Raw genomic sequence first — 24,295 nt, 5'->3', positions numbered from 1 at the left:
AATGTCAAATTTCTATGAAAGTTTTTTTAGTGAAGAAATTGATTACTATGACGGACAAAGCTTATGGTTCAATCAAAAAAAATACAGTTTAAAACAATTGACTCATAAATCGTTTAAAATAGCAACCGCTATGCAAGAGAAGGGGATTAAACCGGGCTGTGAACAAAAGGTTTTGATTGTTCTTAGAAGGTCACCTGCTCTTCTTGTTGCACATTTATCAACATTTATTGCTGGTGGGGTTATTGTTTGTATTGATCCAGAAACACCAAGGGACAGAATCGACAACATCATTGACGATATCAAACCTAGCATAATCATTACCCATCCAGATATTTATAAGGCAAATGCTTTTCAAGATCAGATCACTTTTAAGCTTGATGATGTTCTTCAGCATTTTAATTTAGATCATAAGGAAATTAACATAAATATTCATTTTTCTTTGAAATCAGCTGCTTATATTGTTTTTACATCAGGTACTACAGGCAAACCTAAGGGTGTAGTCGTTGAATGGAATTCTTTAAATCGCTTAATCGATTGGCATACAAAAACGTTTGATGTGACAAAAGATTCAATCGTATCTTTAACCTCTTCACCTGGATTTGACGCTTCCATTTGGGAGATTTGGGGTGCAATAGCTTCAAGAGCGTCCATATATATGACGACAATAGATGAAAGACTTAATCCAGAGCTTCTAAAAAATACTTGGATAAAGCACCAAGTAACGCATTCATTTGTATCTACCCCTATTGCTGAGCGACTAATGGAACTGGACTGGGATAATAGTCACGTAGCTTTAAAATATCTTTTAGTAGGGGGAGATAAACTAACAAAATACCCTTCAAAAGATTTACCTTTTCATGTGGTAAACAATTATGGACCAAGTGAAGGGACTGTTGTAAGTACTTCTGGGATTATAGAGAGAGCAGTTGGTAAGGCGAAAAAGCTACCTCATATTGGTTCAGCCTTACCTTATGTAAAGTGTTTTATTTTAGATCGAAATTTACAAATCATTCATGAGGTAGATAGAAAAGGAACACTATGGATATCTGGTGATGGATTAGCACGAGAGTATATTAATTTGCCACATGAGACAAATGAAAAATTTAAACAGTTTGAAATTGACGGTGAAAATGTAAGAGTCTATAACACTGGAGATGTCGTAAGTAGAGATGCTCAAGGAAATTTTAATTTCCATGGTAGAGAAGATTTTCAATTAAGCATTAATGGAGTGAGAATTGAATTAGGGGATATTGAGAGTACTCTTCAAAAACATAATAGAGTAAGTCAAGCTATAGCACTACCATTACATATAGCTTCAAATACGCTATTAACAGCATCCATTGTATTAGAAGAGGAATCCTCGATTTCAGAACTTGAACTATTTAGCTATTTGAAAGAGAAGCTACCTAAAAATATGATACCAGTTCAACTTATTTTTCATAAACATTTACCGTTGACTAGAAACGGGAAAATAGATCGTGAATTGTTGAACAAACAGCATATAGAATATTTCAATAGTAAACAATTACTTGAATCTTCAACGAATATAAGTGAATCTTTGCAAAAAATTATTGATATTTTTTCTTCTACCTTAAACTTGAAATGCTCATCACAAACAGATTTATTTGAAGTTGGAGGAAATTCCTTAGACGCAGCACAAATTGCTATGAATGTTTCAAAAGCATTTAATGTTGATTGTTTACCATGGCAAGTACAGCAACAGAGAAAACCATGTAATTTATTGGATATTCTTTCTACTTTACCAGCCTTATCATCAAATAATGAACCTACTATGTTTGATCAAAACGAGTGGTTTCCTGCAACGAGTATGCAGAAAGGTCTTTGGTATTTGTGGAAAACAAATGAAGGAAATCCATTTTATAATGTAGGCGCTACTTTTCAGATTAACGGTCTTTTTGATGAACATAAGTTTTATAGTGCCTTTATCAATATAATAAAGAAAAATGCCGCCTTTTTTGTGAATTTTAGAGAAAATACCTCCTATGGAATTGAACAAAAAATTAGAAATATAGATGAAATAGTAGAGCATGTGGATCATCACATACAAATCTTACAGGTGAAAAATATGGAGGAGGCGCGCACACTTGCAAAGACAATTTATAATCAACCTTTCCAGTTAGAGAGCGATTTATTGTTTAGAGGGGCAGTCATTCATACAGAGAATGCAGGAGCTGTTTTTGTACTTGTATCTCATCATATTGTATGTGATGGCTTATCTTTAAAAAATATACTGCAAAATATAGCTAAAGTTTATAATGAGGAAATTACTATAGATGACATAAAATCAAGTAGTTCTGAAAATTTATATAATAATATCAATAAATTGGTTAATAAATCACAGGATCAAAATTTGAAAGATTTTTGGTTTGAGCAATCTAAGGCATTTAAACTTGCTCAACTACCTATTCAAGAGAAATCCGAAGAATATATAAGAATTGGAAAGATTTTAGAGATTGAAAGCAATAGAGGGCTAGGTGAAAAAATTGATCAATTTTCACAGGAAATGAAATTGAGTCAGTTTACAATATTACTAACTGCTTGGGCACTAAATTTAGCAAAATATTGCATGCAAGATACAATAACGATAGGAATTCCTTATCATGGCAGAACAAATGAAAATTTAAATGATGTTGGAATGTTTGTTAATTTAGTTCCTTTAACACTTTCATTAAATAAAAAGGCCTCCTTTAAAGAGCTCCTGCGTGAAATTAGTAACACTGTACATGAAAATATTGCTCATGGAGATTTCTCAATTGTTGATATTGCGGCTAACATTGATAAAAGAGAGTATCTTGATGTAGTAAATAATACATTCAGTCTTAAAGTGAATCTTGAAATGGATTTAAAGAATATCAACACAAGCTTTATCGAGCAAGATACTGGTGGATCAAGATTTCCTTTAAGTTGTTTCTTCAATGTGGAAAATGGAGAAGTAAAAGGACATATAGAATATTCTTTTGCCCATTTTACAGAAGTAGAGATTCAATTGTTGGCGAAGAATTATTTGAGTTTACTTGCCTCATTAATAAATGAACCAGATCATTTGTGGGGTACTGCATTTACTAAAGGTTCCATTATATCCTCCAATGATAATGGGGAACTATTACAAAAGGCTAAGCCACTCCACTGTCAATTTGAAGAGGCAGCGAAAAAATATAAGGATTATATTGCCATTCAAGAGCTGGATAGAGCATTAACATATGAACAACTCAATCAAGAAGCAGAAAAATATTCTTCATTACTGCTATCAATGGGTATTGAAAAAGGCGATTACGTGCCTATGTATATGGACAGAGGAATAGATGCCATTGCAGTAATACTAGGTGTTCTGAAAGCAGGCGCAGTATATGTTCCTTTAGATACGGAGCATCCTATAGCAAGAACACAGAAATTATTAGAGCGATTAAATCCAAAGGTTTTAATGGTAAATACAATAGATGAAATACCATATGGAGAATGGGAAATTGTAAATACTCTAGAAAAAAATATAGTTAAAAATAATGTAAAAGCAATGGGATCTGTCTCTGTTCATGATCCAGCATATCTTATGTTTACTTCTGGCTCGACAGGTGAGCCGAAAGGTGTAGTATGTCCACATTTAGGGGCTTCTTTACGTATTGAATGGCAAAAAAAACAAAATAAGCTTAAAACTGGTAACAAAACATTATTTAAAACGCCATATACATTTGATGTATCTGTTTGGGAAATATTTTATACCCTTTGTACAGGTGCTACGTTAATTGTTGCTCCTAAAGACTTGCATCGTGATCCTTTAGGTTTATTGAAATTTATTTGTGATGAGTCAATTGATTTGTGTCATTTTGTCCCTTCTGTGTTGCAATTAATGCTTAATGAAATGGACTCTCAAAAAGATTACAAATTGCCATTAAAGTATCTTCATTTAAGTGGGGAAGCACTACCAGCTCCATTAGCTAAAAAAATAAATGAGTTGTTACCACAAGTCGAAGCATTCAATTTATATGGTCCAACTGAGGCGGGAATTGAAGTTACTGTTCAACAGGTAACAAAAGATCATTATAATATAGGTTTTCCATTACCGTATGTAGAAATGGAAGTGGTCGATGAAGCCGGGCTACCAGTTCCAAAAGGTTTTCCAGGTGAATTAATGATTGGAGGACCTTCTTTAGCAAAAGGTTATTTCAAGAATGAAATCGAAACGGATAAAGTTTTTGTAAAGCGAAATGGAAAAATCTTTTACAAGTCTGGCGATTTGGTAAAAATTTCAGCGAATGGAAGTTTAGATTTTCTAGGAAGAAAAGATTCACAAGTTAAGGTAAACGGTGTAAGGATTGAGATAGAAGAGATTGAAGCTTGTGTTATACAGCAAACACAAGTTAAAGATGCAGCAGTAGTATTAGGGCATGATCAAACTAACAAACCATGCTTAGTCTGCTTCTACACTTTAAATGTGAAAGATAGTCTAAGCAGAAATGATTTGAAAAAAGCTGTTTCTAAAGACTTACCAGTAACGTATATTCCATCGATGTTCGTTGAGTTAGAAAAATTACCATTAACATCTAGCGGAAAAAGAGACAGAAAACTACTTAGCTTAGAAGCTTCACAATACCTTGCACACGGTGCTCAAAATACATTTAGGGAGCCAACGACCGAACTGGAAAAATCAATTGTAGAGGTTTGGGCTGAAGTGCTAAAGGTTAACGAAATAGGTATCGATGATAACTTTTTTGAAATCGGTGGAGATTCCATTAAATCACTTCAAATAGTATCTAAATTGCGTACCAATGGTATTGACATTACTCCGAAAGACTTTTTGAAGCACCCTACGGTATCAGAGATGTCTCTCATACTTAAATAATGTGGAAGGAGGTTAGCATAGATGGTACAAAATGAAAAAAAACTCCCGTTAACACCATTGCAATTGGTTATGTTAATGGAAACATTAAAAGACCCAGATTCAGAAGCGTATTGGCAAATTCTGTCTTATGAAATTCCTAACTCATTTACATTCAAAGAGATTCAAGAAGCTTGGTTAAATACTGCCAGAGCCAATCCAGCATTAAGAACAAAATTTGAGTGGGAGCAAGAGATAGAACCAATCCAAATTATTCAAAGCAATGTAGAAGAAATTAATGTAATAGAGGTTAATTATTTAAGGATTCAAGATGAATTTATGAATATAGAGAATTGGTTTAAAAGTGAGATTGGTAGGCTACAGCGTACGTTTCTAAAGAAGACACAACAATTTTACCTTATTCAAAACTGGAAACCTTCTAAAAACCTATTAGTATGGGTGCACCATCATATTATTATGGATGGTTGGTCAATTGCTCAGACACTTGAAGATTTCTTTAAGCTGTTAAATAAGGATGTCACTTCATTAACAATTCGTCCAGATATCGAACCATATTTACATTATATTAATGATCCAATGTATCAAAAAGGGCTGGAAAAATATTGGGGAAATGTGTTAAGTGAATTAGCTGAAGCAGAAACATTAGCTATAGAAAAGTCGCAACATATGGGTCAAAAGCCATTATTTAAGTATTTGGATAAAGAGTTAAGTAAGAGAGCGGCAGAAAATCTTCATGCCTATAGCATAAAGAACAGAGTGACTACTTCAAGCATCGCTTTAACAATATGGGGCGTGTTGATTAATCGATATCAACATACGAATAAGCTATACGTAGGTTCGACTTTTGCATTAAGGCCGTATCAATTAATAGAGTCGAGTGATATGAATGGGATGCTCATAAACACATTACCAGTCAAAATAGGTATAGAAGATGAACTAACATTAAAAGAAGTATGCCTCCAGACAATGGATCATCTGCAAGATGTTTCTGAAAATAGCGGAATTCCGTATTCTAAATTATTACAGTTTGGTGGTGTGTCTGGAAATACAGAAATCTTTAAAACGTCTGTCATTTTCCAAAATTTCAAGGGAAGCTTAAATAATAAAAAGAATGGTGATTTGGTTCACCAGTATGGAACAAGCTCTGATCCTTTATCAGTAACATTTGATATTACACAAGGCTCCATATGCTTACGATTAGGTTGGGATCAACAACGTTATGAGCAAACAGAGCTTATGAGACTTCTAGATTCTCTTGAGTATATATTTGAAAATATAGATACCTATAATAATATGTTGGTTAAAAATATTAACTTAACACAAATCGAAGAGCTATATTTAAAAAATGTTTTAACGACAGATGTTTCTGCAACGTCTGAAAATTTTTCGATTCAATCTATTTTAGGAGACTACAGGGAAGATTCTTTAGCCATTTCAGATGGTCAAAGAAATTTAAGCTATCAAGATGTGAAAAGATATATCAATATTGTGGCTAATGAACTACTCAAAGAAGGAGTACAGAGTGGGGATACTGTTGCATTGGTAGGGAAAAAAAGTATTGAAACAGCAATCGGTATTTTTGCTGCTTGGACAATAGGCGCTGCATGGTGTGCTATTGATACGAGTATACCTGAAGCAAGAACTAAACGTACATTAGAGACATTGCAGCCAAAAACATTATTATTCCTAGATAACATTTCAACCATTGTTGAACGTAGTACGGATGATAAAGAAATAATGAGTGAGGCCTACAAATTTAATTCCGGAGATGTGGCATATTATATTTCTACTTCTGGTAGTACAGGAGAACCTAAAATCGTTTCATTAAAAGCAGAAGGGTTGTCACAAATCATACAAAGCTGGAAACAATTTTATCACCTTGATAGTGAACAGTATGTTCTTCAACTAGGGAGTTGGACATCTGATGTTTTTTTAGGTGATTTGCTGAAGGCATGGTCAACTAATGGATATTTGTTTGTTTGCGAGGAAGAAAAAAGAATTGATATGGCCTATTTAGCAGAAATGGCAGCTAAATATAATGTTTCATTTTTAGAGTCAACACCTGTTTTAGTAAGGGAATTTATCCACTTTTTAAATGAAGAAAATAGGGTCTTAAAAGATTTAAAAACAATCGTAGTAGGTGCTGATACGTTCAGACTTGAAGAAAAGAATGAAATATGTGACATGCTTTGGGAAGGCGTCAATTTTTATAATGGTTATGGTCTAAGTGAATGTACAATTGAGTCTCTAGTTTATATGTGTAATAACAATCAGGATAGTTCTAAATCAGGACTTTGTCCAATAGGTAAACCATTACCGGGAACAATGCTGAGAATTGTTGATAAAACAGGTAATTCTGTAGCCCCTGGCATGATAGGTGAATTACACATTGGAGGGAAACAAGTAACAAAAGGCTATGTAACAGAGGAGGGTTTAGTTACCTCCACTTGTTATACTCTGGATGGTGTTAGCTATTTCCGGACTGGTGATCTAGTAAGATTAAATGCTAATGGAGTGATTGAATTTTATGGACGCAGTGATCAGCAAGTAAAAATTCGAGGCTATCGATTAGAATTAGGAGAAGTAGAGAACGCGTTATTATCACTTCAACCTGGTATGGAATGCTTTGTTAGCTGTCTTCCAAGTAATAACGGTGAAAATACTTTAATTGCTTTTATCAGTGGGACAGACCAAAGTATTGAGACAATTAATAGTAGGATTTCTAAGATACTTCCGGATTTTGCTATTCCGAATGTAATCGTTCCATTAGAAAAGCTACCTCGCAATACGAATGGCAAGATTGATAGAGTGTCGCTCAGGAAACAAGCTGAAGAATTACTGAATCAATTAACCGCTACGTCGACTATCTCAATGTCAGGCGATATGGTTGATATTGTAAGAGAGACATGGGAAGTAGTTTTAGGAAAAAAAGTACAGTTGAATCGGAGTCTATTCGATCAAGGTGGCCACTCTTTAATTGTACTGAAATTATATAACTTACTTCGAAAAGTGTTACCTTCGTATGAGTTTGTAGTTGGTGATCTTTTCCGATATCCAACTATCAATCGGTTTGTTGAAGAAATTACGGCTAGAAAAGAGGCAGAGCCTATTGCAGAAAGTACTATTCCATCTTACAGCAAAATTGAAGTACTTGAAAAAGTGAAACAAGGCGAGCTTACAGTAGAGGAAGCTATGAAAATAATAGGTGGTCATAGATTGTGAAGATGAAACAAGAAAAAGGATATTTAGTATATAACCCAAATCCACATGCAAAATTAAAATTGCTATGTTTTCATCATGCTGGAGGTTCAGCACTTTCAATGGTTCCTTTAGTGAGAGATTTATCTGAAGATGTAGAAGTATGTTTGTTTGAATTACCTGGTAGAGGAATGACAAATGATTTACCCTTTCTATCAACATTTTGTGAGGCAAAAGAATATCTATTTAAAACAGTATTTCATTATATTGATCGCCCAGCCGTTTTATTTGGTCATAGTTTAGGAGGACTATTTGTCTATGCTTTATCAAGTTTACTGGATGAGAAAAGTCAATATATTAAAAAAATAATTATTTCAGCTGCTAGGTCCCCCATAACTGTAGCTAATCATGCGACGCATCCTGAAGCTCCGTTTACGAGGCGAACGAGGGAAAGTATTATAGCAGATATTAGAAGGCTTGGTGGAGTGCCAAATGAGCTTGAGTCTGACTCGAAGCTATTCAATTCAATAGTGGATGTTACAGGCAGAGATTTCCATTTGCTCGATACATTTAAATTCGATGATAAAGCATTGGTCAACTATCCAATGGAACTTTGGGTAGGTACACAAGATTCAGCAGTTCCTGATGAGGAAGTTAAACTGTGGGAGAAAATGGCGCTCAATGACTATAAGTGTAAGTATTTTAATGGTGGTCATTTTTACTTGAGTGAGAATGAGGAGCCTGCTAAAGAGTTGAGACAGGAACTCATGAATATTAATACCAACATCAAAGGAGGGGTGATTCATGCAGACTAAACTTAAACCAGGTGAAAGAAGACATTATAGGGAAATTGAACTTTGGAAAGATATTACTAAAGAGCAATGGGATGATTGGCATTGGCAATTAACGAACACTATTAAAACTTTAGATGATTTAAAGAAAGTTGTAAACTTAACTGAAGAAGAAGAAGAAGGAGTTAAAATTTCTCTACAAACGATTCCTTTAAATATAACTCCTTATTATGCATCTTTAATGAATCCTGATGATGTACGATGTCCAATACGTATGCAGTCTGTGCCATTATCTGCTGAAATTATGAAGAGTCACTATGATCTAGAGGATCCATTGGATGAAGATGAAGATTCCCCTGTACCAGGTATAACTCATAGGTATCCTGATAGAGTATTGTTCCTAGTTACCAATCAATGCTCCATGTATTGTCGATATTGTACAAGAAGAAGATTTTCTGGACAGGTGGGGATGGCAGTACCTAAAAAGCAGCTTGATAGAGCTATTGATTATATTAGGAATAATGAAGAAATTAGAGACGTTTTATTGTCTGGCGGAGATGCCTTATTAATTAACGATAAAATTCTTGAATATATTTTAAGTAGTTTAAGAGATATACCGCATGTTGAAATAATTCGAATTGGTACTAGAGCACCAGTCGTATTTCCTCAAAGAATAACGACTGAGTTGTGTTCGATTCTAAAAAAATATCATCCTGTATGGCTAAATACACACTTTAATACGTCGATCGAGTTAACTGATGAGGCGAAAGAAGCCTGCGAGAAGTTAGTCAATGCGGGGGTTCCAGTTGGGAATCAGTCTGTTATTCTGACGGGGATAAATGATAGTGTGCCAATAATGAAAAAATTAGTGCATGATTTAGTTAAAATCCGTGTTAGACCATACTATATTTATCAGTGTGATCTGTCTGAGGGGATTAGCCATTTTAGAGCGCCTATTTCTAAAGGATTGGAAATAATTGAATCTTTAAGAGGACATACTTCTGGCTATGCTGTGCCAACATTCGTGGTAGATGCACCAAACGGAGGTGGGAAGATAGCGTTACAGCCAAATTATATACTTTCCCAGAGTCCTGAGAAAGTAGTTTTAAGAAATTATGAAGGCGTTATTTCTTCTTATCCAGAGATAAAGCACTATGAATCAGGTACAGCCGATAGTTATTTTTCTGAAGTTTATGATTTAAAATCATATGACTCAACAGGCATTTCAAAGCTTTTAGAGCCTGAACCTTCGAAAAGCTTAGTACCTACAAATCTTCAACGATATAAATTAAGGGAAAGATATAAAGAAGAGGGAGCGGAGACATTAAAGGATAAAAGAGAAAATAGAGATGTGTTAAAACAAAAGAAAATATTACAAGCACAGAAAACAAATAAATGTTAGATAGGGGAATAGTGATGGTAAGCTTTTATGGTAGTTTATCTACAGAATTATATGATATAGATAAATATATTGGTAAATCATTTGGAGATGTAGAGTATTATTCAAAAAGGTTAGAAGGTGTTAAGGGAAAGATATTAGAGCCTGCCGTTGGCAATGGTCGTATCCTAATACCTTTATTGCATAAAGGACTAAATATTGAAGGTTTTGATCTTTCTGATGACATGTTACAATTATGCAAAAAAAATTGTGCAGAAAGTGAGCTTTCACCCAATCTATATTCATTAAATATGTGCAATTTTTCTTTGGAACAAAAATATGAGGCGATTATTATTCCGACTGGTTCATTCCTATTATTGCATCAAAGAGAAGATTCTTTAAAAGCCTTAAAGTGTTTTTATGATCATTTAGAGGTTGGAGGCCGTTTAATAGTAGATACTTTCCTTCCTGAGTCGTTTGAGAAGGGGTATGTTTCAACTAGAGTATTTAAGAATCAAGACGGTGACTCTATAACATTGGAAGAAGTATTAGTAGATGTGGATTACATTAATCAATTTACGATTACTCACAATAAATACCAGAAATGGGAAAATACCAAACTAATTGATACTGAGTTAGAGATCTTCCCATTAAAGTGGTATGGAGTAGAAGAGTTTAGAGCAATTTTACAAGATATTGGATTTAAGGATGTAACGATTTCTTCAGATTATGAGTATAATAAATATCCAACAAATGGTTCACAGGTATTTACGTATGAAGCAATAAAAGAATAGCACTTAATAATGATAGAACCCCGAAATAAAAAGTGTTTGTTCTTCAAGTCCTTAAAAGTTCGATTGGTAAACGATTTGTTTACCAAATCGAACTTTTTCCTTTTTTGTTGAAAGTTGTATGGGACCCAATTTCAGTAGGTCAAGGGCAAAAGAATATGGTGGGTCAAGTTTTGAGGTAAATCACGTCAATCAACTGCACATGATGACAGAATGAAAAAGGCTAAGATTCACAACAGACAACTGCATTTGATTCGACAGTGGATGGTAAAATAAAAGAACTTATACATTTAAAAGAGGCGCCCTTATAAAACGAAGAGACGCCTAAAACATTTGAGGTAAAAATTCCTTTATGAATCGTTGATTTTTACGTAACCATATTTTTAATATCATTCGATGTGTTAATAATCTATGTCGCTTATTAGGCCTTGCCTTCGCTTCTATTAAGCTTTGTAGTAGAATACAAGTCTCCGTTGCAAAGGCTTGAGGCTCTACGAGAACATCAAGCTTATAGTCGATTAGCTTTGCTGCCTGAACCTTTGCCAGTAGTTGAGCAAATTGGGTGTTCATAGCCGCATAATTTTCTGCCAATTCTAGGTCGATAAGGGTATAGAGTGCTTGTTCAATTTCAAGTTCCAATTCTTGTAGTAGCTCATTGGATGGCTGTGTCATTCCTATCACCTCTTTTACACGGCAAAATAACCAATGGTGGCAAATAGTATGCCAAACAGCAGGGTACTAGCTATATAGCTTATTACTTGCCCCCATTTTTGCTGTTCAATTAACTGTAATGATTCAAATCCAAAAGTCGAAAATGTTGTATATGCTCCTAAAAAGCCAATGCCAATCAGCTGCCATAACCAATCACTGAGATGGAGGGCAAAAACAAGACCGAGTGCAAAGGAACCTGTACAATTGATGATAAAAGTTGCCCACGGATACGGATGGGCCAATAGTTTACCTAAATAAAACCTTAAAATAGCGCCCAAAAATCCACCAATCCCGACAAAAATCATGCCTGTCGCCCCCTTGCAAGACGAATACCCAACCAGGCGCATATTAAACCGCCTACAACACTTATGAAAACATAGAGAACTGCTAGGAGCCACTCATTTTGTTGAACGAGTAATAATGTTTCTAAGGAAAATGTCGAATAAGTAGTAAAGGCTCCACAAAAACCAGTGCCAATCCCAAGTACAATAGGTGTGCGCTTTGTAAAAGTAGTGAAAAGCCATGCTAGGCAAAAGCAGCCAAGTAAATTTATCAATAATGTTGTGGATGGAAATCCTTCCGAGTTTGGAACGGCAATACTCAGGCCATATCGGCAAATGGCTCCAATAATGCCGCCAATTCCAACAGTGAAAAATGATTTCAACGTCAAGACCCCTTACTAAAATGACTATTATTAAAAAGTGTATCACGAGAAGAAAATTTTAGAAATATTCGATATTGGGAATTTCAATAAATAGAGTTTCAACATCTAAAAAACTTCCAACAAAATGACCGAATATGTCCCTAGATGGTGTTTGCCTCCTTATATAGTTGATAGATCGTACTATAGAAAGGGTGAATGATTAATGATTATGCTGTAACGAAATAATATACAAATATAGTATATAAAGATAGAATTACGGTTGGTTTGAGAAAATTTGTAGTAAAGCTGCTAGCTAAAAAAGAGTGACAGGCAATACATGTAAAAAACACCGCTTACGGGTTATCCGTAAACGGCTAAACCAGTAACGGAAAATCCGCCACTACTAATTAATTAATAACTAATTAATAAATAACTAAATAATAAATAAATAAAATAATGATGATATATAGACATCTAGAAAGAAAAAGAGCAATGCTACTATTTCAAAAGAATGCTGGCGCGTAGCAATCTTTTTCTCACTACCAGTTCATTTCAGTCTTTAGGTTAATGTAAGCTATTAAAAAATAATGTAATGTTAAAAGCAATAAATGACGAACATGCTTTCCTTTTGGGCCTTTGGTATAAAATTGTATTTTAGTGCTTTAAAGCGCTAACTATTTCCTGAAAATGATAAAAAATAACTGGGGGATAGTTGACAATTATTTCTATAGTGTGATAATCTTCAAGAACACTATAACAAATAAACCAAAGGAGGGCATGACAATGTTAATTTCATCAGTATCATATTCAATCACAGCTACATACATTGTCCATGCCTAATGCTTATTTAAGATTGCACATAAAGGTATGGATTTGATCCGGCCTTTTATAAGAGACACATGCTCTTTGGAGGGGTATGTGTCTTTTTTGGTGCCTAAAAAGGTTATAGTGAAAACCAAAAAGGAGTGTATGTTTATGAGAAACACTGTACGACGAATGATTTTCAAAAAGGAATTTCTAGAAAGTGGGTAGCAATGCCACAACAGCACGGAAGAAAGAAGGTTATCATGTATGTTTGATGTTTTAAGTAAATTAGGCTGGTTCTTTAAACGATATTGGAAACAATATACAGTCGCGATTGTGCTATTGATGATTGCCAGTGGATTAGAAGTTGTTCCACCGTATTTACTGGGCTCTATTATTGATATATTGACTGCAGGGGAAATGACGCCAGCTATTTTAACAAAGTATGTATTTATTTTTGTCGGGATTATTATTGGGGGCTACCTGCTAAATTTTGTGTGGCAATTCCGACTATTTGAAGGGGCTATTAACCTTGAAAAAATTTTACGTCGAAATTTGATGCAGCATTTTTTACGTATGACTCCAACCTTTTATGAAAAAAATCGTACAGGGGACTTAATGGCTCGGGCAACAAATGACTTAAATGCCGTTTCCACGACGGCTGGATTTGGGATTATGACGTTGATTGACTCCACGATTTATATGGGTTTTATTATTTTTGCAATGGGCTATATGATTTCTTGGAAGTTAACACTCTTCGCCATGCTACCTGTTCCTATTATGGCCATCCTCATTCAATATTTAGGAAAAATTGTTCATGAACGTTATATGAAGGCTCAGGATTCTTTTGGGGAATTAAACGACAGTGTCCTTGAATCAGTCGCAGGTGTGCGAGTAGTGCGTGCCTATGTGCAGGAAAAAAAGGATGAGGCTAATTTTGCGGATATGAGTGAAATCGTTTATGAGAAAAATATTCATACGGCTAAAATTAATGCTTTATTTGGCCCGATTACTAAAGTAGGCACTGGAATCAGCTATGTTGTTGCGCTTGGGTATGGTGCTCATTTAGTGGCGACGGAGGCTATGACAGTTGGGCAACTTGTTACCTTTAATGTTTATTTAGGATTAGCGGTTTGGCCAATATTTGCCATTGGAGAGCTGATCAATGTCATGCAACAAGGGAATGCATCACTCGATCGTGTGCAGGAAACGTTAAACTATGAGGCGGATGTTCAAAATATTCCGAATCCCCAAATGATTGCGACACCTAAAGCGATTGGCTTTGATGATTTAACATTCCAATATCCAATGAGCCAAGTGAAAAACCTACAACAAGTTTCATTGTCATTGAAAAAGGGTCAAACGCTTGGAATTGTTGGAAAGACAGGCGCGGGGAAAACAACCTTCCTCCGTCAATTATTACGTGAATATCCAATCGGTCAGGGACAGCTTTCCATTGACGGCATTGATATTACTGCTCAAACGAAGGAGCAGATTCTAGATTGGATTGGCTATGTACCACAAGACCATGTGTTATTCTCACGGACTATTCGTGAAAATATATTATTCGGGAAAGAAGATGCGACACAAGCAGAATTGCAGCAGGCGATACGTGCGGCGTATTTTGAAAAGGATTTAGAAAATCTATCAATGGGTCTTGAAACGCTTGTAGGTGAAAAAGGTGTATCTCTTTCGGGCGGTCAAAAGCAACGTGTATCCATTGCTCGCGCATTAATTAAAGATCCTGAAATTTTAATGCTAGATGATTCACTGTCAGCTGTTGACGCGAAGACAGAAGCTAGAATTATTGAAAATATTCAGCGAGAGCGTGATGGGAAAACAACGATTATTACCACGCACCGATTATCGGGTATTCAACATGCTGATATTATTATCGTGTTGGATGATGGGCAAGTTGTTGAGCAAGGAACACATGAGGAACTTCTTTCACGACAAGGATGGTACAAGGAGCAATTTGACCGTCAGCAGCTAGAAGGAGGTGCCTCATGAGTACGAGTCAACGTTTAATGCGCTATGCAATGTATTTTAAAAAGCCTATTTTTCTAGGCTTATTCTTCTTAACAATCGCCGTTTTTACGGAGCTTGTCGGGCCATTTATTGCTAAACATATTATTGATAATTACATGACGATTGGTCATATTGAAATCAAACCGATTACGTGGTTACTAATTGTTTATTTACTATTAGCCATTGCTACAGCGATATTACGCTATTTCATGTATATTTACTTACAAATTGGTGCGAATCGGGTTGTTCAAAAATTACGTAAAGATGTGTTTGAACATATTCAAACATTACCGATCCAGTACTTTGACAATTTACCAGCGGGCAAAATTGTTGCACGTGTTACAAATGATACAGAGGCGGTTCGGAATTTATATGTACAGGTACTTTCCAATTTTGTGACGAGCTTCATATCCATCTTTGGAGTTTATATAGCACTCTTTATTTTAAATTGGAAAATGGCAATGCTTGCTTTAACGATGATTCCTATTGTGTATTTATGGATGATTTTATATCGAAAATTTGCTTCCAAATATAATGATGTTATCCGTACGAAAATTGCTGATATTAATGCCATGATTAATGAATCTATTCAAGGGATGACCATTATTCAGGCCTTCCGACGTGAGCAACAAATGACGAAGGAATTTGATGATATGAATAATGAGCATTACGCTTACGAGCGAAAGCTTTTAGTTCTTGATTCAGCCACATCCTTTAACCTTGTGAATACGTTAAGGATGATTATGTTTACAGTCTTTATTGTCTATTTTGGTACACAATCCTATACAGCCACAGAAGTGATTACAGCGGGTACATTATATGCGTTTGTCGATTATTTAACAAAGCTATTTAATCCTATTACGAATATCGTGAACCAATTTTCTCAGCTTGAGCGTTCTCTTATTGCAGGGAAACGTGTGTTTGAGGTGCTAGATACAGATGGTGAGCCTGTCTCAGAAAAAAGTTTGCCAAGATATAAGGGCAATGTGCTTTTCGAGGATGTTTCATTTGCTTATAAAGATAATGAATACGTACTTAAGAACCTTTCATTCGAGGCACATCAAGGTGAAACCATCGCCTTAGTTGGTCATACAGGCTCAGGGAAAAGTTCGATTATGAACTTACTTTTCCGCTTTTATGATCCGTCGAAAGGTAAAATTACCATTGATGGCGTTGATATAACATCGGTCCCTCGTCAAACAATGCGGGAGCATATGGGAATTGTACTTCAAGACCCGTATTTATTCACGGGAACCATTGCCTCCAATGTGAGCTTAAATAACCCAAACATTTCTCCAGAAAAGATTAAGGATTCCTTAAATGCTGTTGGAGGAGAACGTGTTTTAGCGAATTTACCAAATGGATATGATGAACCTGTAATCGAGAAGGGAAGTACATTATCTTCAGGACAACGTCAGCTCATTTCCTTTGCAAGAGCTCTTGCCTTCGATCCAGCAATTTTAATATTGGATGAAGCAACATCCAATATTGATACAGAGACAGAGGAGATTATTCAGCATGCAATGGATGTCCTGAAAAAAGGACGAACAACATTTATTATTGCCCACCGACTTTCTACGATTAAAAACGCAGATCGAATCTTAGTGTTAGATCGAGGGGAAATTGTCGAGAATGGCACACATGATGAATTACTTGAGCTTGGTGGAATTTATGAAAAAATGTATCAAATGCAAGCCAATTCCTTACAATAATCTAGATAATAAAATCTTACGGGTCAGACCGTAGACAAGAGCCATCGAGAAGTTAACTCTCGATGGTTTTTGTCATTTTCTTTCAGGACGCTCCTGAGGTGAATGGTAGTTTTCTTCACGAGTTTAACTGCTCTTGATTGTCATGAAAAAGAAAAAAGACTATAGGCAACTCAAAAATTTTAGAGTTGATCTATAGTCTAATCTCACTTCTATTAAATTAGGGCATATTATTTATTTCACATATTTAAAGACATTGACAAAGAATAACAGTACGGAAAGGGCTACAGCAATGCCACCACCTGAAACAAATAGCTCAAATAACCACCGTGGCACATCTAGATAGACCATCATCATTCCAACCAATAGGAATGGTAGACCAATATTGTAAAGCCAGAACTGTGCTTTAGCAAGACCTGTTTCCGCAGCATCTTTATAAGTCGAATAAATTAAACCAATGAATCCAGTAGTCAGCCAACCTACCACACCAATATGAGCATGCGTCGCTTTCCATTGAAGTTGAACAGTATAATGCATAAACAGTCCAAAAGCAAAAACAATCAATAAATAGAAGACTGAGAGCTTTATCCATTTAGCACCCATTTTCAACAACTCCTTTCCTGAAAGTGAATTTAGCTAGCTGCTACAGTATATTCATGTCAAATAAAAATGATGCTTGTATGTATTTGAAAATAAATGTTGTTTGTTTTCATTAAACTAAAATATTTAATGGGAACTTTTTGTAATATGTAAACTTTTCATGGAGTTCTGCGTTGTATAGGCAGAAGGGAGGTGGACATGGTAAAGCAATCAATGAATGCGTTTTTACAGCAAGCAGGAACTCTGCTATATCGTTATTTGAGAAAACGTGGATTAGCCCATGAGGATGCAGAAGATATCGTCCAAGATACATGTTATAAATTTTTATTACATAAAAATGGAATTCAGTCAGACAAAGTAATGAGTTGGTTATATCGTGTAGCAACCAATCAATTTTATGATCTCAAGAGAAAAGAAACACGTCATCCAACAACAGTATTAGATGAAGTTCAATTGACTTCATTAATTCATATTCCTGAGATCCAGATGCTAAATAAAGAAAAATTAAAGGACATACAGAACACATTAGAAACGTTATCCATTTTGCATCAGGAATTACTAATCTTGAAATATGAGTTGGGATTATCGTACAAGGAAATATCAGCCTTGATGAATAAGAATGAAAACACACTAAAAACGCATGTCAGACGTGCTAGAGAAGAATTTACGGAACGATTTAAGGAGGATATTCATGATGAATAAAAAAGAAGATGAATTTTTGTTTGATGATAAAAAAACGAAAAAAATAATGAGAAAGGCAAGGTTTTGGTCAACAGTCAAAATGATTGGGGTTACATTGGTCGTTACACCCATTGTGCTAATAGCATTATGGTATGGGCTGAGGACTTTATCGTTAAATAGTGCGCAAAAAGTAATGGATGATATTCATATATTTAACGAAATAAGTGCGCCCAATGTACAAATTAGTAATCAGGTTTATGACGATAATTTGTTGGGAGGGAAAATAACAACAACAACCTATAAGGTGCTTGGAGTTCAGCATCGGCCATATATTTGGAAGCCTATTAAAAGCAATTATAATCTATTTGGAACGCTTACACGAACTGCCACTTCTAGCCCCATCCAAATAGAAGGTTCAGAATCACTGGCAGAAACTTATCAAATCGAACGGTTTAATGACTACACAGGTGATCGAGAAATGTTTTTTTATCATCCCAAAATTTCTTACGACCATTATAAAGATAATATTAGTGAACTGAATCAATTGGAGAAAAATACTTTAGTAGAATTAGCTATTTCTTTTGATGATTCCTATAGTTTTGGTGAAATTAAAAGCAAGCTTCCTTCTGAAGTACAAGTAGATTGGTGGTGGGTGGATGCATATACAGATGATACACTAGATTTTTTTAAGCAAGGACAGAATACTATTTCAGCCAATGACCCATACATTTACGGCTTCCAATCAGAGCAATCCAAACCAAAACCCCGACGCTCTTCAAACGACGAGGTTGAGACCTTTATTCAAAATATTGAGCTTCTTCGCAAAAGCAAGAACTTTGAGTGGGAAACAAACCAGGTTTATCAAGCTTTAGTAGGGGAAAATGGAGCCATGGAGAAAAGTGATGTGAAAATAACTGGGGCTGTAGTAACTGGTACACCAGAGCAGTTGAAGTCATTACAAGGACAAACATACATTAAAGGGTCTATATTTGGTGTAATATCAAATCAGAAATAAAGCGCTCGAAAAGAGTAATCGGCACAATCATGTAGGAAAGATCAATTTTAGAAAAGCTTATTTTGGATTAACTCTTCTCCAGAATAGGCTTTTTATCTGAAATAATTTAGTTTAAAAATAAATAGTTTAATGTTAAACTATTTTTCGAATAGACTAAAAGGAGATGTGTATGAATGGGTAAATTAGATAACAAAGTAGTCATTATTACTGGTGGTGCAGGTGGTATTGGTAGTGGTATGGCTAAAGCAATGGCAAAGGAAGGCGCCATTGTCACGATTGTTGATTTAAATGCAGAAGCAGGCGAAGCAATGGAGAAAGATTTACAACAAATTTCTCCAAAGTCTATGTTCTTACAAGCAAATTTAATGGAACGAGATCAATTACCAAAAATTATCGATACAGTTGTAGAAAAATACGGTAAACTAGATGTGCTAGTTAATAACGCTCATGCTGCGAAACAAGTTACAATAGAAGAAACAACCCAAGCGGATTTGGACTTATCATTTGGAACAGGTTTTTATCCGACATTTTATTTAATGCAGGCTGCATTACCACACTTAAAAGAAACACAAGGTAATATTATTAACTTTGCATCTGGAGCAGGTATTCAAGGTCACGAAACACAGGCAGCCTATGCCGCAGCTAAGGAAGCGATCCGAGGCATTTCTCGTGTTGCTGCAAATGAATGGGGCAGATTTGGTATTAACGTTAATATCATTAGCCCACTTGCAGATTCACCAGGTGTACAAGCATGGGCAAAAGCACAGCCAGAGTATTATGAAGCAGTGAGAAGTAAAATTCCACTAGGTCGTTTTGGTAATATTGAGCAGGATATTGGACGAGTAGCTGTCTTCTTAGCTTCCGACGATTCGCAATACATTACAGGTCAAACGATTATGGTAGATGGTGGTTCATTAATGCTTCATTAATGCTAGGCGTTTGAGGAGGATTTTTTTGAAACAGACAAGTATTTTTAAACTGATTCATATGATTGAACAGGTGAATAACGCCAATATTATACGTTTTACAAAGGCGTTTCCTTATCCATTAGGAATTTCACCAATTTTAGTATTAAATGAGCTGCATGTTAAAGGCCCTCAAAAACAGGCAGAATTAGCTGAAACCATTGGCTATACAAAAGGAGCAATGACAAGCATTGCTGAAAAATTAGTCAAGCTTGGATTAGCAGAAAGACTGTATGACCCAGCTGATCGCCGCACTATTCGCCTTGACATTACCGATGAGGGAAAAGTAGCCTTATCAAAGGCTCAATCTATAGGGAAAGAAGTCTTTGTACAACTATTTGAAGTATTAGATAATACAGAAATTGCCCAGTATTTACAGATTCAAGAGAAGCTAGTACAGGGCATTCAAAATAAAATGAATAGCTAAAAATTTATTTTATGTAAGAAGGACCTATCCAAATCAACTCACCTCACCTCGATCAATTTTTTAGAGGTGGGGTGAGTTGATTTTTTTATTGATTAGCTTACTAGACGGGCTAAAATGCATAGCCTCAAGGCTAGTCAAATACCATAAACAGGATTGACCGTAAGCCAAGAGGTACATCTAGTCATCTACTAAATGTTGTTTAATCTTTGCAGAAAAAATAGTAGCCCCTATTTGTAAAATAGTTGAATTTATTGAAAATTGTCCGCCTTCATTTTATAATACAATTACGGTTCTATTATAGAGACATATGAGGTGCAAGATGACATTAAAAACATTAGATAACTCATTAGAGGTTCTAAAATATTTTAATAAAGAAAATCCTACATGGGGTGTTCGAGAATTAGCGAAAGAAATGAACATTAGCCATTCTATTATTTATAGGATTTTAGCAACATTTGAAAATCAGGGCTTTCTAATTCAACACCCTGAGACAAAGAAGTATGAACTTGGGCTTCGTTTTCTAGAGTACGGTCAGATGGTAAAGGACAAATTAAATCTTTCTGATTTTGTGTTACCGATTATGAAAAATCTTGCTGAAGCCATTAAGGAATCCGTATTTCTAACATGGCTAGATGGCACAGATGGCGTGACAGTAGAAATTGCAGAGAGTTCTCAAACTATTAAGTTTTCTGTGTCGATTGGCACACGCACCCCATTACATATCGGGGCATCATGTAAAACAATCATGGCTTTTCTTCCAGAGGAGAAGAAAAAAGAGATTATGGACCATGGCATGAAAAAAGTAACCCCAGAAACGATTACAGACCCTGATCAAATGTTAGCCGATTTAGAGAAAATTCGACAGCAAGGCTGGTGCTTTACTACGGGAGAATATTCTCACTCGGTATTTGGGGTAGGGGTCCCTCTTTTTAATAGCAAAAAGGAAGTGATTGCTTCTCTAACCATTGCGGGTCCGATTTATCGTAGACCAACAGAGGAGAAGCTACCTGAAATGATCAATGTTCTTCAGTACGGCGCGATGAATATTCAACGATATTTCGATCAATATAGCTTTAAATTGTACCAAGAATAAGGATGAAAAAAGCCCGAGATAGTTAATGACTATCTGGGGCCTTTGTTTTGGTTAGTTCAATGAATTCCTTGATACTGGATACCGCCCTATCGATCTCTTTAAATGTATTAAAATAATGAGGTGAAAAGCGAGCCATTTTACGAATATGATTGCGCTCCATGATGGTATTAGCCATAAAAGTACCAGCTTCTATAATAATGCCTCGATCCGCTAAAAAATTAGTGACACTATCTGGAGAAAGTCCCTCAATATTAAACGGTGTAACCGATAATCGATATTCGCTATTTTGTGGGCCATAGAGGACAATGCCTGGAATCGTTTTAAGCTGCTCTATTAAATACTTCGTCAGCTGTTGAACACGCTGATATATCGGCTGCAAACCAATCGTATTTGCGTAATCGATGGCCGCCCCTAACCCTAATATACTTGGAATGACAGGACAGCCTGGCTCAAAACGTTTAGCTGTTTCGACGAATGAGTAATCGTTGTTTTCATAATCCCAGTTAGTGCTACCCCAGCCGATCATGAAGGGCGTAATGCTTGAAATCAGGGCTTGTCGTACATATAAAAAGCCAGAGCCTTCTGGACCACGTAGCCATTTTCGCCCACTAGCGACTAAAAAATCACAGCCTAGCTCTGCCACATGAATAGGGAGTAAACCAACTGTTTGATTGGCATTAATTAACGTAAGCACGCTGTATTGCTGGGCAAGCTGACAGATTTCCCTTGCAGGCTGAAGGGCACCTGCCGCGTTTGACATATGGGCAAAGGCTATTAATCTTGTACGAGGCGTTATGAGCTGTTCAAGCTCTTGTAAATCCACCATATAGTCCGCATTTGTTTTCAAAACTTTTAAGCGAACTCCTCGTTGCTGAAGGGCAAGCCAAGGTACATAATTACTTAACATTTCTGTATCAAGTACGATAACCTCATCATCTGATTTCCAATCTAAGCCACCTGAAATATAATTAATAGCCATTGACCCATTTGGTACAAAGGCAATTTCCTCTTTTTTGGCACCGATAAATAAAGCCGTTTTTTCCCGGATTTGCTCTACCTGTTCATACGTTTCTTTACGAAAAGAAGGTAAATAAGGGCCGATACTCGCCTGCTTTTGAAGATAACTTGTCATAACATTCACTACAGGCTGAGGCATGGCAGAAGCAGCAGCTGTATTCAAATAAATATATTGCTCTAGAAGGGGCATATCCTTCTGAATGGTCATCATATCCATCATTGCATTCACCAGCCTTATAAAATGATTAATTCTTTTGAAAAGGTCATTAAATTCTCGTAACCATTGTTCGTAACTATTAGGTTATCCTCAATACGAACCCCGCCAACATCCTGTATATAAATCCCAGGCTCCACAGTAAATGCCATACCTTCTTCTAACACTAGTGAGTTACGTTGCATTAAGTAAGGTTCTTCATGAGCACTCAAACCAATGCCATGACCAAGTCGATGTGTGAAATAGTCACCATAACCACCATCCCGAATAATTTCTCTTGCAATGCTATCTAGGCTTTGGGCAGTCGTCCCTGGTTTAATAGCGTCTATTGCTGCTTCATTGGCTTGTTTAACAAGGCTATACATGTTTTGTAACGTTGGAGATACATCTCCTAAAGCTACTGTTCTAGTCATATCAGCCACATAGCCCTTATAAATAGCACCAAAATCTATGACAATGAATTCGCCTGCTTCTATTTTTTTAGTACTTGCTCTGCCATGTGGGAGCGCACCACGATAACCTGAAGCAACGATAGTGCCAAAAGGTGTTCCTTCTGAGTCACGACGTCTCATTTCATATTCCAATTGAGCTGCTACTTCCATTTCTGTCACACCCACTTGAATCGTCGGTAAAGTAGCTGCAAGACTTTCCTCGACAATTTGTACAGCCTGTCGCATGTAGTTTATTTCTAGCTGATCTTTTTTCATACGTAATTCGCGAATGGACTCACCAATATCAGATACATTTTTATATGTAAGCATATCAATCGATTTCTGTTCATGGACACGCATTGTGTCAAATTCTATACCAATAGTCTGCAATGTTCCCATTTCCTTTTTTAGTTGCTGAATCGCCTGTGTAGGCCCTTCCTCATCAGAATAGGATAAAATAACGCCACCATTGCTAGGATTAACTTTATTTAGTTCTACTTGTGGCAAAAGAAAATATAAATCATGATTAGCCGTTATGACAGCAAATGTTAAACGTTCACTTTGCTTTAGATGTAGACCAGTAAAATAATGCATGTTTGGTCCGGGTACCAAAATAGCTATATCCATGTGCTGCTGCTGCATACGGGAAACTAACTTCTCTCTTCTTGTTTGAAACATAGGGTGATTCCTCCTAAAAGTAAGCAATAATAGTTCAGTAAACGTTTCTAATATAGAGACGTTGTATCTTAAAAATAGTATAAATCAATAATAAAGAATTTTCAATTTATTAAAGCGGGGAAACATACAATAGAAAAGGTAATGAAATGACAAATGTGGGAATAGTTTGGGGTAAATAAAGTAAATACTAGTGTACGTCTTTTTTTCGTCTAATATGCATATAAGTAGACTAGATAAACTTTTTTCCAACTTAATACGTCAAAAAG

18 protein-coding genes are annotated in these 24,295 nt (G+C 35.8%); 12 read left to right on the top strand and 6 right to left on the bottom strand.

Annotated features, from left to right (window positions below; genetic code table 11):
* The first annotated feature begins 1 nt into the window (after position 1).
* From MKY88_RS14035 to MKY88_RS14015, 5 genes are read left to right on the top strand one after another with little or no spacing between them, the layout of a single operon-like run.
* Entirely contained in the window at positions 2–4,858 is a 4,857-nt protein-coding gene (locus MKY88_RS14035; RefSeq protein ID WP_340813963.1) for an amino acid adenylation domain-containing protein, read from the top strand.
* Positions 4,859–4,879: 21 nt separating this feature from the next.
* Positions 4,880–8,077, top strand: a complete 3,198-nt coding sequence (locus MKY88_RS14030) for a condensation domain-containing protein (protein ID WP_340813962.1) — start codon at positions 4,880–4,882, stop codon at positions 8,075–8,077.
* Positions 8,078–8,079: 2 nt separating this feature from the next.
* Entirely contained in the window at positions 8,080–8,868 is a 789-nt protein-coding gene (locus MKY88_RS14025; protein ID WP_328201022.1) for a thioesterase II family protein, read from the top strand.
* A complete protein-coding gene (gene ablA, locus MKY88_RS14020) occupies positions 8,858–10,246 on the top strand; it encodes a lysine 2,3-aminomutase (RefSeq protein WP_069481742.1) in 1,389 nt (462 codons plus the stop codon). The genes MKY88_RS14025 and ablA overlap by 11 nt, the downstream gene beginning before the upstream one ends.
* 14 nt (positions 10,247–10,260) lie before the next feature.
* Entirely contained in the window at positions 10,261–11,016 is a 756-nt protein-coding gene (locus MKY88_RS14015; protein ID WP_328200532.1) for a class I SAM-dependent methyltransferase, read from the top strand.
* A gap of 321 nt (positions 11,017–11,337) precedes the next feature.
* Here the strand turns inward: MKY88_RS14015 and MKY88_RS14010 are convergent, their stop codons facing one another.
* Genes MKY88_RS14010 through crcB form a run of 3 tightly spaced genes read right to left on the bottom strand, consistent with a single transcriptional unit; the run spans position 11,338 to position 12,388 of the window.
* Positions 11,338–11,685: a hypothetical protein gene (locus MKY88_RS14010; protein ID WP_328200533.1), complete on the bottom strand. Its 348-nt coding sequence runs from the start codon at positions 11,683–11,685 to the stop codon at positions 11,338–11,340.
* A 14-nt stretch (positions 11,686–11,699) separates the two neighbouring features.
* Positions 11,700–12,029 (bottom strand): fluoride efflux transporter FluC, encoded by a 330-nt coding sequence (locus MKY88_RS14005; protein ID WP_025117343.1) that lies wholly within the window; start codon positions 12,027–12,029, stop codon positions 11,700–11,702.
* A complete protein-coding gene (gene crcB, locus MKY88_RS14000; RefSeq protein WP_340813960.1) occupies positions 12,026–12,388 on the bottom strand; it encodes a fluoride efflux transporter CrcB in 363 nt (120 codons plus the stop codon). The genes MKY88_RS14005 and crcB overlap by 4 nt, the downstream gene beginning before the upstream one ends.
* A 1,050-nt stretch (positions 12,389–13,438) precedes the next feature.
* On the opposite strand from crcB, the gene MKY88_RS13995 reads away from it, so the two are divergent.
* Together MKY88_RS13995 and MKY88_RS13990 are read left to right on the top strand one after the other, a co-directional pair.
* Entirely contained in the window at positions 13,439–15,181 is a 1,743-nt protein-coding gene (locus tag MKY88_RS13995) for an ABC transporter ATP-binding protein (RefSeq protein WP_008178515.1), read from the top strand.
* Positions 15,178–16,911 carry an ABC transporter ATP-binding protein gene (locus MKY88_RS13990; RefSeq protein WP_069481738.1) on the top strand — a complete coding sequence of 578 codons (1,734 nt, stop codon included), beginning with the start codon at positions 15,178–15,180 and terminating at the stop codon, positions 16,909–16,911. The genes MKY88_RS13995 and MKY88_RS13990 overlap by 4 nt, the downstream gene beginning before the upstream one ends.
* Before the next feature lie 231 nt (positions 16,912–17,142).
* Here the strand turns inward: MKY88_RS13990 and MKY88_RS13985 are convergent, their stop codons facing one another.
* Positions 17,143–17,511: a hypothetical protein gene (locus MKY88_RS13985; protein ID WP_008178511.1), complete on the bottom strand. Its 369-nt coding sequence runs from the start codon at positions 17,509–17,511 to the stop codon at positions 17,143–17,145.
* 195 nt (positions 17,512–17,706) lie between these two features.
* Here MKY88_RS13985 and MKY88_RS13980 point away from each other — a divergent pair, with 195 nt between their 5' ends.
* The 5 genes from MKY88_RS13980 (at position 17,707) to MKY88_RS13960 (ending at position 21,689) form a co-directional block, all read left to right on the top strand.
* Positions 17,707–18,210 (top strand): RNA polymerase sigma factor, encoded by a 504-nt coding sequence (locus tag MKY88_RS13980; RefSeq protein ID WP_193832319.1) that lies wholly within the window; start codon positions 17,707–17,709, stop codon positions 18,208–18,210.
* Entirely contained in the window at positions 18,200–19,204 is a 1,005-nt protein-coding gene (locus MKY88_RS13975; RefSeq protein ID WP_328200535.1) for an anti sigma factor C-terminal domain-containing protein, read from the top strand. Before MKY88_RS13980 ends, MKY88_RS13975 begins: the two co-directional genes overlap by 11 nt.
* Positions 19,205–19,377: 173 nt before the next feature.
* Positions 19,378–20,133 carry an SDR family NAD(P)-dependent oxidoreductase gene (locus MKY88_RS13970; protein ID WP_249659603.1) on the top strand — a complete coding sequence of 252 codons (756 nt, stop codon included), beginning with the start codon at positions 19,378–19,380 and terminating at the stop codon, positions 20,131–20,133.
* 25 nt (positions 20,134–20,158) lie between these two features.
* Positions 20,159–20,596, top strand: coding sequence for a MarR family winged helix-turn-helix transcriptional regulator (locus tag MKY88_RS13965; protein WP_419182557.1), 438 nt, complete (start codon positions 20,159–20,161; stop codon positions 20,594–20,596).
* 319 nt (positions 20,597–20,915) lie between these two features.
* Positions 20,916–21,689, top strand: a complete 774-nt coding sequence (locus tag MKY88_RS13960; protein WP_328200536.1) for an IclR family transcriptional regulator — start codon at positions 20,916–20,918, stop codon at positions 21,687–21,689.
* Positions 21,690–21,711: 22 nt separating this feature from the next.
* On the opposite strand, the gene MKY88_RS13955 is transcribed toward MKY88_RS13960, so the two are convergent.
* Together MKY88_RS13955 and MKY88_RS13950 are read right to left on the bottom strand one after the other, a co-directional pair.
* Positions 21,712–22,926: an aminotransferase class V-fold PLP-dependent enzyme gene (locus MKY88_RS13955; protein WP_328200537.1), complete on the bottom strand. Its 1,215-nt coding sequence runs from the start codon at positions 22,924–22,926 to the stop codon at positions 21,712–21,714.
* A 14-nt stretch (positions 22,927–22,940) separates the two neighbouring features.
* Positions 22,941–24,029 carry a M24 family metallopeptidase gene (locus tag MKY88_RS13950; protein WP_328200538.1) on the bottom strand — a complete coding sequence of 363 codons (1,089 nt, stop codon included), beginning with the start codon at positions 24,027–24,029 and terminating at the stop codon, positions 22,941–22,943.
* Positions 24,030–24,295 lie beyond the last annotated feature (266 nt).

The organism is Lysinibacillus sp. FSL R7-0073, assembly GCF_038009065.1.
Taxonomy (GTDB): Bacteria; Bacillota; Bacilli; order Bacillales_A; family Planococcaceae; genus Lysinibacillus; species Lysinibacillus fusiformis.
Note: the sequence above shows the minus strand (reverse complement) of the source record. Positions and strands in the feature narration are given on the sequence as shown.